The sequence below is a fragment of the Kitasatospora sp. NPDC089913 genome (assembly GCF_044748625.1).
Taxonomy (GTDB): domain Bacteria; phylum Actinomycetota; class Actinomycetes; order Streptomycetales; family Streptomycetaceae; genus Kitasatospora.
Genome location: NZ_JBIVGI010000007.1, coordinates 352,243 through 368,599, shown reverse-complemented (window position 1 = coordinate 368,599; position 16,357 = coordinate 352,243). Strand labels below are relative to the sequence as shown.

The window sequence follows — 16,357 nt, the reverse complement described above, 5'->3', positions numbered from 1 at the left end:
GGTACTGCAGGGGGGACCCTGTGGGAGAGTAGGACGCCGCCGAACAATCATTGTGAAGAACCCCCGTCGGGAAACCGGCGGGGGTTCTTTGCGTTGTGCCCGAATTCCGTCAGAGCGCGAGCTTGAAGCCCAGGTGGGAGGGGACGAAGCCGAGGCGTTCGTAGAAGCGGTGCGCGTCGGTGCGGGTGATGTCGGAGGTCAGCTGCACGAGCTGGGCGTCGAGTTCGCGGGAGCGCTCGATCGCCCACTCGATCAGTTCGGTGCCCAGGCCGCTGCCGCGTTCGTCGCCGTGCACCCGCACACCCTCGATGACGGTCCGGGTGGCGCCCTTCCGGGAGAGGCCGGGGACGACGGTCAGCTGCAGGGTGCCGACGGTCCGGCCGGCGCGTTCGGCGACGACGAGGTGCTGGTGCGGGTCGGCGTCGATGCGCTCGAACGCGGCCAGGTAGGGGGTGAGATCGTCGGGGCTTTCACGGGTCGCGCCCAGGGGGTCGTCGGCGAGCATCGCGACAATGGCCGGCAGGTCGTCGCCGGTCGCCCGGCGGATCGTCAGATCGTTCATGCCCACACCCTAGGAGGGTGGGTTCCGCCGTCAGCCGGGCGGGGCGCTGGTGACGACGGCGAAGGCCGCGCCGTGCGGGTCGACGAGGCGGGCCAGGCGGCCGACGCCGTGGACGTCCTCGGCGGGGAGCCGGACGGCGGCACCGAGCCCTCGGGCGGTGGCGAGGGTGGCGTCCACGTCGGGCACCTCGAAGGAGGGGAGCCAGTGCGAGGAGATGCCGGCGGCGGCGTCCTCGGGCGGGATGGGGCAGATCCCGCCGTGCGCGTCCGCCGTGCCGCCGCCGGACGGGGTGAGCACCGTGCAGAGGTCGAGGCCGAGCGGGACGTCCTGCTCCTGCCAGCCGAACACCGCGCGGTAGAACGTCTTGGCGGCCTCGGCGTCGATGCTGAAGCACTCCGTCCAGCAGAGGCTGCCGGGTTCGGTGACGCTTTCCAGGCCGCGGACGTGGTGCGGTTGCCAGAGCGCGAAGTCGGCGCCGGTCGGGTCGGTGCAGCCGGTGGTGCGGCCGCTGGTGAGGACGTCGAAGGGGCCGAAACGGATCCGGCCGCCGGCCTCCCGGACCAGGCCCGCGGTGCGGTCGGAGTCGAGGGTGCGGAAGTGCACGGTCCAGGCGGCGCGGTCGCCGGTGGAGCCGACCGGGCCGAGCGCGGCGACGGTCCGGCCGTCCTGGCGGAAGAGGCTGTGCCGGGCGGCGCCTGGGCCGGAGGCGGAGGTCCAGCCGAACAGCGTGGTGTAGAAGGCGGCCGAGGCCGGGACGTCCGGGCTGGCGAGGTCGAGCCAGTTGGGGGCACCCGGCCGGAAGGCGGTGGTGAGCACGGTGTTCCGCTCCTTCGACGTCGGACCTGGCCCCTCCCCGCTTGCCCCCAGCCTGGCACCGCAGTCCGGGATGTCGCACCCGGGCGGTACGGTGCGTAGCGGAAGTCCTTCCGCACGGTGACAGGAGGCCCGGTGGCCAGGCAGACGGCGGCGCGCACCGGTACCGGTACCGGCGGCGACCAGGCGGTGCCGCGCCAGCTCGCCCAGGTCGAGGGTGTGCTGGAGCGGATCACCTACGCGAACGAGGAGACCGGCTACACCGTGGCGCGGGTCGACACCGGGCGGGGCGGCAACGACCTGCTGACGGTGGTCGGCGCGCTGCTCGGGGCCCAGCCGGGGGAGTCGCTGCGGCTGCACGGGCGGTGGGGGTCGCACCCGCAGTACGGGCGGCAGTTCGTGGTGGAGAACTACACGACGGTGCTGCCGGCCACGGTGCAGGGCATCCAGCGCTATCTGGGGTCGGGGCTGATCAAGGGGATCGGGCCCCGCTTCGCCGAGCGGATCGTGGAGCGGTTCGGGGCGGACACCCTGGAGGTGATCGAGAAGGAGCCGGGCCGGCTGATCGAGGTGCCGGGGCTGGGGCCGAAGCGGACGAAGAAGATCGCTGCCGCCTGGGAGGAGCAGAAGGCCATCAAGGAGGTGATGGTCTTTCTGCAGGGGGTGGGGGTCTCGACCTCGTTGGCTGTACGGATCTACAAGCAGTACGAGGACGCCTCGATCGGGGTGGTGAAGAACGAGCCGTACCGGCTGGCCTCGGACGTGTGGGGCATCGGCTTCCTCACCGCGGACCGGATCGCGCAGGCCGTGGGCATCCCGCACGACAGTCCGGAGCGGGTGAAGGCGGGTCTGCAGTACGCGCTGTCGCAGAGCAGCGACCAGGGGCACTGCTACCTGCCGGAGGAGCGGCTGATCGCCGACGGGGTGAAGCTGCTCCAGGTGGACGTGGGGCTGGTGATCGACTGCCTGGCGGAGCTGGTGGCCGCGGAGGGGGTGGTGCGCGAGCAGGTGCCGGGGGCGGCGGGGGAGCCCATCACGGCGGTGTACCTGGTGCCGTTCCACCGGGCGGAGATCTCCCTGGCCAATCAGCTGCTGCGGCTGCTGCGGGCGGACAACGACCGGATGCCGTGGTTCGGGGACGTGGACTGGCCGGCGGCGCTGGGCTGGCTGGCGCGGCAGACCGGTGCGGAACTGGCGCCGGAGCAGGAGCAGTCGGTGCGGCTGGCGCTGACGGAGCGGGTCGCGGTGCTGACCGGCGGTCCCGGTTGCGGCAAGTCGTTCACGGTGAAGTCGATCGTGACCCTGGCACTGGCGAAGCGGGCCAAGGTGGTGCTGGCGGCGCCGACCGGGCGGGCGGCGAAGCGGCTGGCGGAGCTGACCGGGGTGGAGGCCTCGACGGTGCACCGGCTGCTGGAGCTGCGGCCGGGCGGCGACGCCGCGTACGACCGGGACCGGCCGCTGGACGCGGACCTGGTGGTGGTCGACGAGGCGTCGATGCTGGACCTGATCCTGGCGAACAAGCTGGTCAAGGCGGTGGCGCCGGGCGCGCACCTGCTGTTCGTGGGGGATGTGGACCAGTTGCCCTCGGTGGGTGCGGGAGAGGTGCTGCGGGACCTGCTCGCGGAGGGCGGGCCGATTCCCTCGGTGCGGCTGACCAGGATCTTCCGGCAGGCGCAGCAGTCGGGTGTGGTGACCAACGCGCACCGGATCAACGAGGGGCTGCCGCCGCGGACCGAGGGGCTGCCGGACTTCTTCCTGTTCGCGGAGGACGACACCGAGCTGGCGGCGGGTCTGACGGTGGACGTGGTGGCCCGGCGGATCCCGCAGAAGTTCGGCTACGACGCCCGGCGGGACGTCCAGGTGCTGGCGCCGATGCACCGGGGCCCGGCGGGTGCGGGGAACCTCAACACGCTGCTCCAGGCGGCGGTCACGCCGGCCCGGGAGGGGCTGGCGGAGCGGCGGTTCGGCGGTCGGACGTTCCGGGTGGGCGACAAGGTCACGCAGATCCGCAACAACTACGACAAGGGGCGGAACGGCGTCTTCAACGGCACAGTGGGAGTGGTGACGGCCCTCAGCGTGGACGACCAGCGGCTGACGGTGCTGACGGACGAGGACGAGGAGGTGCCGTACGACTTCGACGAGTTGGACGAGCTCGCGCACGCCTACGCGGTGACCATCCACCGGTCGCAGGGGAGCGAGTATCCGGTGGTGGTGATTCCGGTCACCATGTCCGCGTGGACGATGCTGCAGCGAAATCTGCTCTACACCGCGGTGACCAGGGCCCGAAAACTGGTTGTGCTGGTGGGGTCACGGAAAGCGATCGCACAGGCGGTTCGCAGTGTCAGTGCAGGTCGGAGGCATGCCGCGCTCGACCACCGGTTGGCGTCTGGATGATTCTCCAAAGGATGCTTGCCTCTATTGTTCTCTTGACGTGAAGAGATTTACGGCAGAGCCTGGTGGGGTGCCGATCTTGTCCGGTTCGTACCGGCTGCGGCGGCAGGTTTTGTAGGGGCGGGCCCTTTCGGGTCACCCCGGGTGCGCGGCTGTCCGCCGGATGGGGGATGGTAGAGACAGTCAGGGCACCTTGGAAGAGGATTCATTTCGTCGGTGAGGAAGACGTGAGCGACAACTCGGTAGTACTGCGGTACCAGGACGGCGAGTACGAGTACCCCGTCGTCGAGAGCACTGCGGGCAACGCCGGCTTCGACATCTCGAAGCTGCTCCCGCAGACCGGCCTGGTCACCCTGGACAACGGCTTCGGCAACACCGCCGCCTACAAGTCCGCGATCACTTTCGTGGACGGTGACAACGGCATCCTGCGGTACCGCGGTTACCCGATCGAGCAGCTCGCCGCCAAGGGTGACTTCATCGAGACCGCCTACCTGCTGATCAACGGCGAGCTGCCGAACGCGGAGCAGCTGGCGGACTTCAACCGCGAGATCACCCAGCACACCCTGCTGCACGAGGACGTCAAGCGCTTCTTCCAGGGCTTCCCCCGGGACGCCCACCCGATGGCCATGCTGTCCTCGGTGGTCGGCGCGCTGTCGACGTTCTACCCGGAGAGCCACAACCCGTTCGACGCGGCCCAGCGCCACCTGTCGACGGTCCGCCTGCTGGCGAAGCTCCCGACCATCGCGGCGTACGCGTACAAGAAGGCGATGGGCCAGCCCTTCGTCTACCCGCGCAACGACCTGAGCTACGTCGAGAACCTCCTGCGGATGACCTTCGCGGTCCCGGCCGAGGACTACGAGCTCAACCCGGTCATCGTCAACGCGCTGGACAAGCTGCTGATCCTGCACGCGGACCACGAGCAGAACTGCTCGACCTCCACCGTGCGCCTGGTCGGCTCCAGCCACGCGAACCTGTTCGCCTCGATCTCGGCGGGCATCTCGGCGCTGTGGGGCCCGCTGCACGGTGGCGCCAACCAGGCCGTGCTGGAGATGCTGGAGAGCATCCAGAAGGACGGCGGCGACGTCGACGCCTTCATCACCAAGGTCAAGAACCGCGAGTCCGGCGTCAAGCTGATGGGCTTCGGCCACCGCGTGTACAAGGCCTTCGACCCGCGCGCCGCGCAGGTCAAGCTGCTCGCCCACGAGGTGCTCGGCCAGCTCGGCAAGTCGGACGAGCTGCTGGAGATCGCGCTCAAGCTGGAGGAGCACGCGCTCAAGGACGACTTCTTCGTCTCGCGCAAGCTCTACCCGAACGTGGACTTCTACACCGGTCTGATCTACCGCGCCATGGGCTTCCCGACCAGCATGTTCACCGTGCTGTTCGCCCTCGGCCGGCTGCCGGGCTGGATCGCCCACTGGCACGAGATGATCAACGACCCGACCAGCCGGATCGGCCGTCCGCGCCAGATCTACACCGGCACCGAGATCCGCGACTACGTCGCGATCGACGCCCGCTGACGCTGACGCCATGCGCACGCCCTGACACCGTGCCACGAGGGCCCGGCCGCACTCCTGCGGCCGGGCCCTCGGTCTTCGCTCCTCCATGTCCGGCGCACGACTCCGGGGGCGGCTGCGGGCCCGGGACGGCCGCTCAAAGCGTCCCCGGCCCCTGCCACACCCCGGCGTCGTGCGCGAAGGCCGCCAACCTCGGCGACCGACCCGGGGCCCGCCGGAGCCCCGTCGGCGACAGTGGTGGCCGCGCGTCGACGTTATGCCGTTCGCCACGTCTTCGCCCACCGGAAAAAACTGCCGCACTACCAACCTAAGACGTATCAGCGTGCGAGAAGTTACGCCCGGGGGGTGTGAGCTGCCTCTCGCCACGCTCCGTGTGCGTGCGGTGCCGCCCCCATACCACACCTTCCGGCGGCGGCGACGTCACCCTCCCCGCAGTCACGGCAACCGAGCGTGATAGGAATCGTGGCATTCCGGTACGGACCGCCCCGCAGCTGGCAGCGTGGCGGCGGAGCTGGGGAGGGAGTGCGCAGATGACCAGGAACGTGGTTGTCACCGGCGGTGGCACGGGGATCGGGTACGAGGTGGCGCGGCGGTTCGCCGAGGCCGGCGAACAGGTCGTGATCGTCGGCCGGCGGCGTGCGGTGCTGGAGGAAGCCGCCGCCACCCTCGGGCCGAACGTGACCCCGCTGGTCTGCGACCTGGCCGATCCGGACGCCGTGGAGTCCGCGCTCGCCGACCTGCCCGAGCGGATCGACGTGCTGGTGAACAACGCCGGCAGCCGGGAGACCGTGATCGGCGCCGGGCCGCACGCCCTGCTGGCCCGCTGGCGGGGCGACTTCGAGCGCAATGTGCTGACCGTGGTGCTGCTCACCGAGTCGATCCGGGACCGGCTGACCCCGGGCGCCGGCCGGGTGGTCACGATCAGCTCGATCGCGGCACTGCGCGGGGCGGGCTCGTACGGGGCGGCGAAGGCCTCGCTGCACGCCTGGAACAACTTCCTGGCCGCCCAGCTCGGCACCTCGGGCATCACGGCCAACATCGTCGCCCCGGGCACGGTGGCGGGCACCGAGTTCTTCGGGCCGAGGCTGGACGAGGCGGAGGTCTCCCGCCGGGCGGCCCGCACGTTGCTCGGGCGGATCGGGGAGACCGGCGAGGTGGCGGCGGCGGTGCAGTTCCTGGCCTCGCCGGAGGCCGGGTTCATCACCGGGGAGATCCTGCACTGCAACGGCGGCGAGCTGCTCGGCCGCTGAGCGCTGTCGAACGGCCGAGGGGCCCGTACCGCGTCCGCGGTACGGGCCCCTCGGCCGTCTTCGCGGCCCTAGCCGGCCTGGAAGGTGCGCAGGCGGAGGCTGTTGGTGAGCACGAACACCGAGGAGAAGGCCATCGTGGCGCCGGCGATCATCGGGTTGAGGAGTCCGGCGGCGGCGAGGGGTATGGCGGCGACGTTGTAGCCGAAGGCCCAGAAGAGGTTGCCCTTGATGGTGGCGAGGGTCCTGCGGGAGAGGCGGATGGCGTCGGCGGCGGAGCGCAGGTCGCCGCGGACCAGGGTGAGGTCGCTCGCCTCGATGGCGGCGTCGGTGCCGGTGCCCATGGCGAGGCCGAGGTCGGCCTGGGCGAGGGCGGCGGCGTCGTTGACGCCGTCCCCGACCATGGCGACGATCCGGCCCTCGGCCTGGAGGATCTCCACCGTGGCGACCTTGTCCTCGGGCAGTACCTCGGCGTGGACGTCCTCGGCGGGGATGCCGACCTCGGCGGCGACGGCCCGGGCGACGGCGCGGTTGTCGCCGGTGAGCAGGACCGGGCGCAGGCCGAGGGCGCGCAGTGCGGCGACGGCCTCGGCGCTGGTGGGCTTCACGGCGTCGGCGACCTCCAGCACGGCGCGGGCGGCGCCGTCCCAGCCGACCGCGACGGCGGTCCGTCCGGCGGCCTCGGCGGCCCGCTTGGCCTCGGCGAGCGGGGCGGGCAGCGGCTGGTCGTGCCCGGCGAGCAGGGCCTCGCGTCCGGCGACGACCGTGTGGCCGTCCACGACCCCCTGGACGCCGAGGCCGGGGACGTTCTCGAAGTCCTGGACGGGGGGCAGGGTGGTGAGGCGTTCGGCGGCGGCGCCGGCGATCGCGGTGGCGACGGGGTGTTCGGAGGCGTGTTCCAGGGCGCCGGCCAGGCGCAGGACCTCGTCCTCGGTGGTGTCCCCGGTGGTGCGGACGGCGAGCAGGGTCATCCGGCCGGTGGTGACGGTGCCGGTCTTGTCGAGGACGACGGTGTCGACCCGGCGGGTGTTCTCCAGGACCTCGGGGCCCTTGATGAGGATGCCGAGCTGGGCGCCGCGGCCGGTGCCGACCATCAGGGCGGTCGGGGTGGCCAGGCCCAGGGCGCACGGGCAGGCGATGATCAGCACCGCCACCGCGGCGGTGAACGCCTCGGTCGCGCTGTCGGTCGCCAGCAGCCAGCCGATCAGGGTGCCGAGTGCGATCAGGATGACCACGGGGACGAAGACGGCGGAGATCCGGTCGGCGAGCCGCTGGGCGGCGGCCTTGCCGTTCTGGGCGTCCTCGACCAGCCGGGCCATCCGGGCGAGCCGGGTGTCCGCGCCGACCCGGGTGGCCTCCACCACGAGCCGGCCGCCGGCGTTCACGGTGGCGCCGGTGACGGTGTCGCCGACGGCGACCTCGACGGGTACGGACTCGCCGGTCAGCATCGAGGCGTCGACGGCGGAGGCGCCCTCGACCACCACCCCGTCGGTGGCGATCTTCTCCCCCGGGCGGACCACGAACCGGTCGCCGACGGCCAGCAGGTCGACCGGCACCCGGACCTCGCGGCCGCCCCGGAGGACGGCGACGTCCTTGGCGCCGAGGTCGAGCAGGGCGTGCAGCGCGGCCCCGGCACGCCGCTTGGAGCGGGCCTCCAGGTAGCGGCCGAGCAGGATCAGCACGGTGACGGCGGAGGCGGTCTCCAGGTAGAGCATGGAAGAGGCGTCGGTGTCGCCGACCGAGAGCGAGAACTCGTGCCGCATCCCGGGCATGCCGGCGTCGCCCCAGAACAGCGCCCAGAAGGACCAGCCGAAGGCGGCCAGGGTGCCGAGCGAGACCAGGGTGTCCATGGTCGCGGCGCCGTGCTTGAGGTTGGTCCAGGCGGCCCGGTGGAACGGCAGGCCGCCGTACACCACGACCGGCCCGGTGAGGGCGAAGGCCAGCCACTGCCAGTTGGTGAACTGGAGGGCCGGGATCATCGACCAGAGGACCACCGGCAGGCTGAGCAGGGCGCTGACGAGCAGCCGGTCGAGCAGGGGGTCGGCGGTCGGTCCGGTGCCGGCGGCGGCTCCGGCGGGTGCCTCGGCCGGGTCGGCGGGCACGGGCGGCGGCGGGAGTTCGGCGGTGTAGCCGGTGTTCTCGACGGTGGCGATGAGGTCGGCCACGCTGACGTCCGGCCCGAAGTCGACTCTGGCCTTCTCGGTGGCGTAGTTGACGGTGGCCTCGACGCCGTCCATCCGGTTGAGCTTCTTCTCGATCCGGGCGGCGCAGGCGGCACAGGTCATGCCGCCGATCGACAGTTCGACGCGTTCGCGGACGGCGGTCGGTCCCGCCGGGTCGGCTATGGCGCCCGTCGCGTCCGGGGATGCGGAGCCCGGGGTGGAGGTGCTCATGTGCTGATCAGCTCCTAGTGAGGGCGCGGCGGGGGCGTGGTCGACGGCCCCCGCCGCACGGCGGGGGCTCTCAGGCCGAGCGGCCGACCAGCTCGTAGCCGGCCTCGTCGACGGCGGCACGGACCAGCTCGTCGTCCAGCTGGTCGCTGGTGGAGACGGTGACGGTGCCGGCCTTGGCGTCGGCGGAGACCTCCGTCACCCCGGCGAGGCCGGAGAGCTCCTTGCTCACCGAGTTCTCGCAGTGTCCGCAGCTCATGCCGGTCACGGTGTAGGTGATGGTGCTGGACATCGGGGCCTCCGGAAGGTCGGTACGGCCGCGAGCGTACGCCCGGGCCCTGCTCTTGGGAACACCATACCCTTGGGGGGTATTCCGTACGAGTGCGGATCGTGTGGTGTGGATCGCATTCCGCTTGTCGCGCCGAGCGCGACCGGAACGCATTCCGAGAGCAGAGCGTAGGCGTCCGGACACGCTGCGCTCGAATCCGCGCCGTGGCTCGGGTGGATTCGAGTGCGACCGGTCCGGCCGTGTGCGCCCGTGGAGCCCCGTTCCGGACGGGTCCCCTCCCAGTAGTCGGACGGCGGGCCGTTCTGGTTCGATCCGGAACGGGGCGGATCGGAGCAGGAGGGGGCGGGCGGTCAGAGCGGGGCGGACGGGAGCTGGGTCGGGATCGGCGAGCGCCGGTCGCCGCGGACCAGCAGTCGCAGCCAGTACAGTCCGCCGAGCGCGACCAGGACCAGTCCGGCGGTGTCGTACAGGGTGTAGAGGTGGACCTGTTCGGTGGTCGGGCTCGGCAGGCGGCCGAGGTCGAACAGGGCGCGCTGCCAGTCGGCGGAGGTGCTCCGGGCCACCAGCCAGACCGCGATCCCGCTCGTCGAGTCCCAGAGCGCGTGCAGCAGCGAGACGCCCAGGTAGGTCAGCAGGACCGGCGGACCGAGGCGGAACCGGCCGCCGCGCCGCTCGCGGAACAGCACGCCGCCGAGCAGTGCCGTCCACAGGATGTGGCCGACGGGCGCCAGGACGCCGCGCAGGATCTCGGTCTCCACCAGGTTGCGCAGCGAGAGCCCGTCGGTGGTGAGCACGGCGTTGAAGGCGTATCCGGCGCTCTCGAAGGCCGCGAAGCCGGCGCCCACGGTGGCGCCCAGGACCAGCCCGTACCGCAGGCCGCTCACCCGAAGTCGCCGGCTGACCAGGACCAGGGCGGCCAGCTTGGCCGCCTCCTCGATCAGGCCGACGCCGAGGTGGGTCCAGGCCGAGGGGGAGGGCAGGCAGGTCTCCAGGACGGAGGCGCCGAGGACGCCGACGAGGCCGCCGATGCCGAAGCAGCCGAGGATCCGGTCGGCGCCGAGGCCGGCGGCGTGGCGTTCGTACGCCCGGGTCGCCACGGTGACCGGGACGAGGAAGCTGCCGAGCAGGACGATCGTCGGGACCAGATTGCTGTTGCCGGTGAGGAAGGTGACGGCGACGGTCGCGATCCACAGCAGCAGTCCGCCGAGAAGGATCCGGGGCCACTGGGCGGGGCGGGCCGAGGGGCGGACGGACGGGGCGGAGAGGTGGGGGGTGTTGCGGTATCCGGACACCGGTGAGGGCTCCCTTGTGTGATCCGCTTTCGTCGCACTGTATGACGAATTGGGTGCTTTGGTACCTTCTGGCACAGTCCGTGGAGTGACGGGTGCCTGCGTCCGGGGGTGCTCCGCGGTCGGCGGTGCGGGGTGGGCCGGTGATCGGGGGTGCGGGGGTGGGCGGGGTGATCGTCCGTTATGTTCGATATGTGTTCCCGATCCGTCGAGCCCAGTCGCCGTCCGATCCGACCGGCGCCGGGCAGCCGCCGGCCCGGCGGCGCGGCGCGCTGCTCGCCGTCGACCTGCTCGACATCCCGTTCTGGCGCCGGGCCTCACCCGCGCTGCTCGCGATCGTGCTGGTCGGGATCGCCGACCTCTACTCCGGCCGGGACCGCTACCTCGCGCCCCTGATGACCGTCGTCCCGAGCATCGCCGCGCTCACCCTGCGGCCGCTCGAACTGCTCGGTGTCTGCTCGCTCGGCCTGCTCGCCGTCTTCGGCCTCAGCCACTACGACCAGGTCGACACCATCAACGACGCCCGCTTCCTCTGGGGCGCGATGATCAGCTACCTGCTGCTCACGATCTTCTCCGCCTGGGTCGCCAAGATCAGGATGCGCCGGGCCGCCGCCTTCGCCGCGGTCAGTTCCGTCGCGGAGGCCGCGCAGCGGGCCCTGCTGCGGCTGCCCGGCCCGGTCGTCGGGCCGCTGCGCCTCGCCGTCCGGTACGTCTCCGCCGCCGACGCCTCCAAGATCGGCGGGGACCTCTACTCCGTCCTGGAGACCCCGCACGGCACCCGGGTCGCGGTCGGTGACGTGCGGGGCAAGGGACTCGGGGCGGTGCAGACCGCCGCCGTGGTGCTCGGCGCCTTCCGCGAGGCCGCCTACGACGAGTCCGGGCTGCCCGGGGTGGCCGCCAGGATCGAGGCCAGCGTGGAGCGGCACGTACCGGACGGCGAGTTCACCACCGCGCTGTTCGCCGAGTTCCGCCGTCCCGGCGTGGTCGAGCTGCTCCAGTGCGGGCACGTCCCGCCGATCCGGGTGGACCGGGACGGCCGGGCACACGTGCTGGACGCCCCCGACCCCTGGGTGCCGCTCGGCCTCGGCCGGCTGGCGTTCGGCGGGCCGAGCACCTGGGAGCAGTCGTTCGGGATCGAGGACGTGCTGGTGCTGTGCACCGACGGGGTGATCGAGGCCAGGCACCGGAAGAACGGCGGATTCTACCCGCTGGAGGAGCGGGTCGGGCCGCTGGTGCGCGGCGCGGCCCGCTCCGCCGCCGAACTCGAGGCGGCCGTCGGCCGGGTCTACGCCGACCTGCTCGCGCACACCGGGGGCGAGCTGCGGGACGACGCGCTGCTGCTGCTCGTCACCCGCACCGACCCGGTCTGGACCGCGGGTCCCTGAGCCGGACCGCAGGGATTGTCGAGGAAGCGTGCACGCCGCGCACACCCGACCGCGCAGATCGGGCCTGGGTTCGATGCCGCCGGAGTCCGTGCGGGGTTCCGGCGCCCGTCCTGGGGCGGCAAGTGCATCACCAACAAGGGCGGCTCGATGGGTGACGGTGCCTACCTGGCCCTGTGGACCTGCTCCAACAGCAGGATCCCCGAGCAGGAATGGTCGGTCTGACCGGCGGCCGTCCCGTCCGTACGGCCGCGTGCGGGCGGGGCGGAGCCGGTGGCGCCCCGCCCCCCGACGGCGGCCTCAGCCCGCGGTGATGTCGGCGAGGGCCCGGAAGATCAGGGCGGTGGAGGCGGCACCGGGGTCGCGGTGGCCGATGCTGCGGGGGCCGAGGTAGGAGGCGCGGCCCTTGCGGGCCTGGAGCGGTTCGGTGTCCCGGGCGCCCCGCTCGGCGCCCGCGGCCGCCGCCGCGGCGGCCTCCGGCAGTCCGGCCCCGGCGGCCACCGCCTCCCGGTAGGCGTCCAGGGCGGGCGTCCAGGCGTCCACGACGGTCTTGTCCCCCGGCGCGGCCCGGCCGAGGTCCCGGACCGCCCGCAGCCCGGCGGCCAGTGCCTCGCCCAGCCCGGCCGCGTCGGCGGGCGGCTGTCCGGGCGGCGGCAGGGCGGCGCCGATCGCGCGGAAGGCCTTGCCGTAGAGCGGGCCGGAGGCGCCGCCGACCTTGGAGATCAGGGTGCTGCCCGTCCTGGTCAGCACCGCGCCGGGGCCGGCGTCCGGTGCGGGCGCGTCCGGGCCGTCCGGGCTGCCCGAGTTGTCCGGGTTGTCCAGGACGGCCAGCACGGCGGCGAAGCCGCGGCGCAGATTGCTGCCGTGGTCGCCGTCGCCGATCGCGGTGTCCAGCTCGGTGAGCCGCTGGTGATCGCGCTCGACCGCCGCGGCGATCGCGCGGACCCAGTCCTCGGCGAGACGGGTGTCGACGTCCATGCGGACGGCTCCTTCGGGTCGTTGGGGACGGGTCCTGCGGGTCCTGCGGGTTTTGGGGCGGGTCCCGCGGTCGGGCCCGTGGCGGAGACTCAGGCGCGCTTGAGGGCCGGGGTGTCCACCGGGGCGTCCCACAGCTCCAGCAACTGCGCGTCGGCCTTGGTGAGGGTGAGCGAGAAGCCCGCCATGTCGAGGCTGGTCACATAGTTGCCGACCAGGCTGCGGGCCACCGTGATGCCGTGCTCGGCGAGCCTCGCGGCGACCTCGCCGAACACGATGTACAGCTCCAGCAGCGGTGTCCCGCCCAGCCCGTTGACCAGGGCGATCACCTCGTCCCCGGCGGTCAGGTGGTGATCGGTGAGGATCGTCGACACCACCTCGGCGACCAGTTCGCGGGCCGGGCGGAGCTTCTCCCGACGGCGGCCCGGCTCGCCGTGGATGCCGACGCCGACCTCGATCTCGTCCTCGGCCAGCTCGAAGCCGGGCCGGCCCGCCGCCGGGACGGTCGCCCCGGTCAGCGCGATCGCGAACGAGCGGGAGGCCGCGTTCACCCGCTCGCCGAGGGCGGCCACCGCGTCCAGCGCCGCGCCGCGTTCGGCCAGCGCGCCCGCGATCTTCTCCACCGCCACCGTCGCCCCGGTGCCGCGCCGGCCGGCGGTCCAGGTGGAGTCCTCCACCGCCACGTCGTCGTCGACCAGCACGGTGCGGACCTCGATGCCCCGCTCGGCGGCCAGCTCCGCGGCGAGCTCGAAGTTCATCACGTCGCCGGTGTAGTTCTTGACCACGAACACCACGCCGGCGCCGGAGTCCACGGCCTCGGCGGCGGCCAGCACCTGGTCCGGGACCGGCGAGGTGAAGACCTCGCCGGGGCAGGCCGCGTCCAGCATGCCGGGGCCGACGAAGCCGCCGTGCAGGGGCTCGTGCCCGGACCCGCCGCCGGACACCAGGGCCACCTTGGGGGCCGGCGGCCGCACCGCCCGGGTGATCACCCGGGCGGCGAGGTCCACCGCCAGCTCCGGATGGGCGGCGGCCACTCCGGCCAGCGCGTCCTCCAGCACGGTGTCCGCGCTGTTGATGAGCTTCTTCACGGTGTACGCGCTCCCCTCGGCCGACGGTGCTGACCCGACGCTACGCCGGAGCGGCGGCCGGTGTCCCGGATCCGGCCCGCCGCCCGCACCCTCACTCGTCCGGAGCAACACGCGAACGGTCCGGCGCGGCTTCGCCGGCACGGCCTAGGGTCGGGGCATGAGTGGACACGTGGGCATCGTCCTGGTCTCGCACAGCGCCGCGCTGGCCGGGGGGTTGAGGGAACTGCTGGGGGAGCTCGCCGCACCGGAGGTCCGGGTGGTGGTGGCCGGCGGTACCGAGGACGGCGGGCTCGGCAGCAGCTACGAGCTGATCGCCCGGGCCGTGGCGGCGGCCGACTCCGGGGCGGGGGCCGTGGTGCTGCCGGACCTCGGGAGCTCGGTGCTGACCGCGGTGACCGTGCTGGAGGACCAGCCCCGCCCCGGGGTCGTACTGGTCGACGCGCCGTTCGTGGAGGGCGCGGTCGCCGCCGCGGTGACCGCGTCGACCGGGGCCGCGCTGGCCGAGGTGGTCGCCGCCGCCGAGGAGGCGCGCGGCTACCGCAAGCTGTGAGCACCGGAACCGGCAACAGCGGTGGCAGCGGTGGTGGCAACAGCGGTGGCAGCGGCCGCGGCAACCGCGGCGGGAGACGCGGCTACTTGGCGTCGGCGTAGCACTCCACCACGGCCGTGCTCAGCGGGAAGCGCACCGGGGTCTCGCCGAAGACCAGCCGGCGGGCCTCGTCCGCCGCCGCGTCGACCGCCGCCGCCACCTCGTCCGCCAGATTGGCCGGGGTGTGCACCATCACCTCGTCGTGCTGGAAGAACACCAGGTGCGGACGGTCCTCCGCCGAGGCCACCGGGAACTCGGCCAGCCGGCGGCGCAGCGCGGCCAGCAGTGCCAGCGCCCAGTCGGCGGCACTGGCCTGGATGACGAAGTTGCGGGTGAACCGGCCCCGGGAGCGGGCCCGGCGCCCGCCCTCCTCGCCGCCGGCCTCGCCCGCCTCGGTCAGGTCGAGGAAGTCGGCCGAGGCGGGCGGGCACGGACGGCCCAGCCGGGAGGCCACCACGCCGCCGTCCTCGCCGGTGCGGGCGGCCGCCTCGACGTAGCCCATCGCGGCCGGGTAGCGGCTGCGCAAGGTCGCCAGCAGCGGGCCGATGTCGCCACTGGTCTGCCCGTACATGGCGCCGAGCAGGCCGAGCTTGGCCTTGTCGCGGTCGCCCTGGAAGGCGGAGGCGGCGAGCGCCTCGTACAGGTCGCCGCCGGCCGCGGTGCGGGCCAGTCCGGTGTCCTGGGAGAGCGCGGCGAGGACCCGGGGCTCCAGCTGGGCGGCGTCGGCGACGACCAGCAGCCGGCCCGGGTCGGCGACCACGGCCCGGCGCAGGATGCGCGGGATCTGGAGCGCCCCGCCGCCGCGGCTGGCCCAGCGGCCGGAGACCACGCCGCCGACCACGTACTCGGGGCGGAACCGGCCGTCGCGCACCCAGGCGTCCTGCCAGGCCCAGCCGTGCGCGACGTGGAGCCGGGACAGCTCCTTGTAGCGGATCAGCAGCCGGGCCGCCGGGTGGTCGATCCGCTTCAGCTCCCACGAGCGGGTGGAGCCGAGCTGGATCCCGGCCTCGGCGAAGGCGCGCAGCACCTGGGCGTGCGAGTCGGGGTTGAACACCCGGCCGCCGAGCGCCTCCCGGAGCTCGGCCGCGAGCTCGGCGAGCAGGCGCGGCTGCGCGCCGGGGACGGTCGGGCGGGGGCCGAGCAGTTCGGTCAGCAGCCGGTCGTGCACCTCCGTCCGCCAGGGCAGGCCGTCGTGGCCCATCTCGGCGGCGGCCAGCGCGCCCGCGGACTCGGCGGCCAGCAGCAGCCGGTACCGGCCCCTGGCCTCCGGCGGCTCGATCGCCGCCAGCCGGCGCTGCTGCTCGGCGTGGACGGCGACCACGGCGGCCAGCGGGTCGGTACCGGGCGGCAGCTGGAGCCGGTCGGGGGCGAACAGCGTGTCCTGGCCGTCGTCGGCCTCCGCGGAGCCCGGCTCGGGCAGGTCGTCGGGGACCGGCAGGCCGCGCAGCCGGGCCCAGGCGGCGCCCAGCGACCGCGGGGCGCCGAACCGGCCCTCGTGGGCGAGCAGCAGCGCCTCGACCAGCCTCAGGTCGTGGCAGCGGGCGAGCCGGCCGGGCAGCCGGGGGAGCAGCGGGTCGTAGCCGGAGTCGGCGGCGGCCCACACCCAGCGCGGGTGCTCGGCGGCCTCCCGCCCGGCGACGGCGGCGGCGAGGTCGGGCACCGGGACGGGCGGACCGAGCGGGGTGCCCGCGTCGTCGAGCGGCTGGAGCCGCCCGCCGCGGCCGTGCGGGTCGGGGGCGAGGGCGATCCTGGGTGCCACGGGGCTCCTCCTCTCGTGCGGACGGTGACCGTCCGGGGGCGTACGGCCGGTCGGTGCCGACGGTAGCGG

14 protein-coding genes are annotated in these 16,357 nt (G+C 73.4%); 6 read left to right on the top strand and 8 right to left on the bottom strand.

The annotated features are described in order from the left end of the window. Positions 1–109: 109 nt before the first annotated feature. A complete protein-coding gene (locus ACIPYS_RS14805) occupies positions 110–562 on the bottom strand; it encodes a GNAT family N-acetyltransferase (protein ID WP_093860212.1) in 453 nt (150 codons plus the stop codon). A gap of 30 nt (positions 563–592) precedes the next feature. After that, on the bottom strand, positions 593–1,378 hold the full coding sequence (locus tag ACIPYS_RS14800; RefSeq protein ID WP_400746231.1) for a VOC family protein: 786 nt from the start codon (positions 1,376–1,378) through the stop codon (positions 593–595). Positions 1,379–1,564: 186 nt separating this feature from the next. On the opposite strand from ACIPYS_RS14800, the gene ACIPYS_RS14795 reads away from it, so the two are divergent. From ACIPYS_RS14795 to ACIPYS_RS14785, 3 genes are all read left to right on the top strand, one after another. After that, a complete protein-coding gene (locus tag ACIPYS_RS14795) occupies positions 1,565–3,769 on the top strand; it encodes an ATP-dependent RecD-like DNA helicase (RefSeq protein WP_093864849.1) in 2,205 nt (734 codons plus the stop codon). A 224-nt stretch (positions 3,770–3,993) separates the two neighbouring features. Then, the gene (locus tag ACIPYS_RS14790) at positions 3,994–5,283 is read left to right on the top strand and encodes a citrate synthase (RefSeq protein ID WP_093860210.1); all 1,290 of its coding nucleotides are present in this window, start codon (positions 3,994–3,996) and stop codon (positions 5,281–5,283) included. 527 nt (positions 5,284–5,810) lie between these two features. Continuing rightward, entirely contained in the window at positions 5,811–6,530 is a 720-nt protein-coding gene (locus ACIPYS_RS14785; protein WP_093860209.1) for an SDR family NAD(P)-dependent oxidoreductase, read from the top strand. A 68-nt stretch (positions 6,531–6,598) separates the two neighbouring features. Here ACIPYS_RS14785 and ACIPYS_RS14780 read toward each other — a convergent pair whose 3' ends face one another. The 3 genes from ACIPYS_RS14780 to ACIPYS_RS14770 all read right to left on the bottom strand — a co-directional run bounded on the left by ACIPYS_RS14780 (position 6,599) and on the right by ACIPYS_RS14770 (position 10,498). Continuing rightward, a complete protein-coding gene (locus tag ACIPYS_RS14780; RefSeq protein ID WP_400746228.1) occupies positions 6,599–8,920 on the bottom strand; it encodes a heavy metal translocating P-type ATPase in 2,322 nt (773 codons plus the stop codon). Between the two features lie 70 nt (positions 8,921–8,990). After that, positions 8,991–9,209 (bottom strand): heavy-metal-associated domain-containing protein, encoded by a 219-nt coding sequence (locus ACIPYS_RS14775; protein WP_030395102.1) that lies wholly within the window; start codon positions 9,207–9,209, stop codon positions 8,991–8,993. A gap of 347 nt (positions 9,210–9,556) precedes the next feature. Then, entirely contained in the window at positions 9,557–10,498 is a 942-nt protein-coding gene (locus ACIPYS_RS14770) for a PrsW family glutamic-type intramembrane protease (RefSeq protein WP_400746225.1), read from the bottom strand. 191 nt (positions 10,499–10,689) lie between these two features. Between ACIPYS_RS14770 and ACIPYS_RS14765 the strand changes: the two genes are divergently transcribed. Further along, positions 10,690–11,880, top strand: coding sequence for a PP2C family protein-serine/threonine phosphatase (locus tag ACIPYS_RS14765; protein ID WP_400746223.1), 1,191 nt, complete (start codon positions 10,690–10,692; stop codon positions 11,878–11,880). A 15-nt stretch (positions 11,881–11,895) separates the two neighbouring features. After that, complete coding sequence (locus ACIPYS_RS14760) at positions 11,896–12,102, top strand: RICIN domain-containing protein (protein WP_400746221.1); 207 nt, start codon at positions 11,896–11,898, stop codon at positions 12,100–12,102. Between the two features lie 75 nt (positions 12,103–12,177). Here the strand turns inward: ACIPYS_RS14760 and dhaL are convergent, their stop codons facing one another. Together dhaL and dhaK are read right to left on the bottom strand one after the other, a co-directional pair. Next, a complete protein-coding gene (gene dhaL / locus ACIPYS_RS14755; protein ID WP_400746219.1) occupies positions 12,178–12,855 on the bottom strand; it encodes a dihydroxyacetone kinase subunit DhaL in 678 nt (225 codons plus the stop codon). Between the two features lie 89 nt (positions 12,856–12,944). Beyond that, a complete protein-coding gene (gene dhaK, locus ACIPYS_RS14750; RefSeq protein ID WP_400746217.1) occupies positions 12,945–13,940 on the bottom strand; it encodes a dihydroxyacetone kinase subunit DhaK in 996 nt (331 codons plus the stop codon). 157 nt (positions 13,941–14,097) lie between these two features. On the opposite strand from dhaK, the gene dhaM reads away from it, so the two are divergent. Beyond that, positions 14,098–14,490, top strand: a complete 393-nt coding sequence (dhaM, locus tag ACIPYS_RS14745) for a dihydroxyacetone kinase phosphoryl donor subunit DhaM (RefSeq protein WP_093860204.1) — start codon at positions 14,098–14,100, stop codon at positions 14,488–14,490. 82 nt (positions 14,491–14,572) lie between these two features. On the opposite strand, the gene ACIPYS_RS14740 is transcribed toward dhaM, so the two are convergent. Further along, positions 14,573–16,288, bottom strand: a complete 1,716-nt coding sequence (locus tag ACIPYS_RS14740) for a bifunctional 3'-5' exonuclease/DNA polymerase (RefSeq protein ID WP_093860203.1) — start codon at positions 16,286–16,288, stop codon at positions 14,573–14,575. Positions 16,289–16,357: the final 69 nt, after the last annotated feature.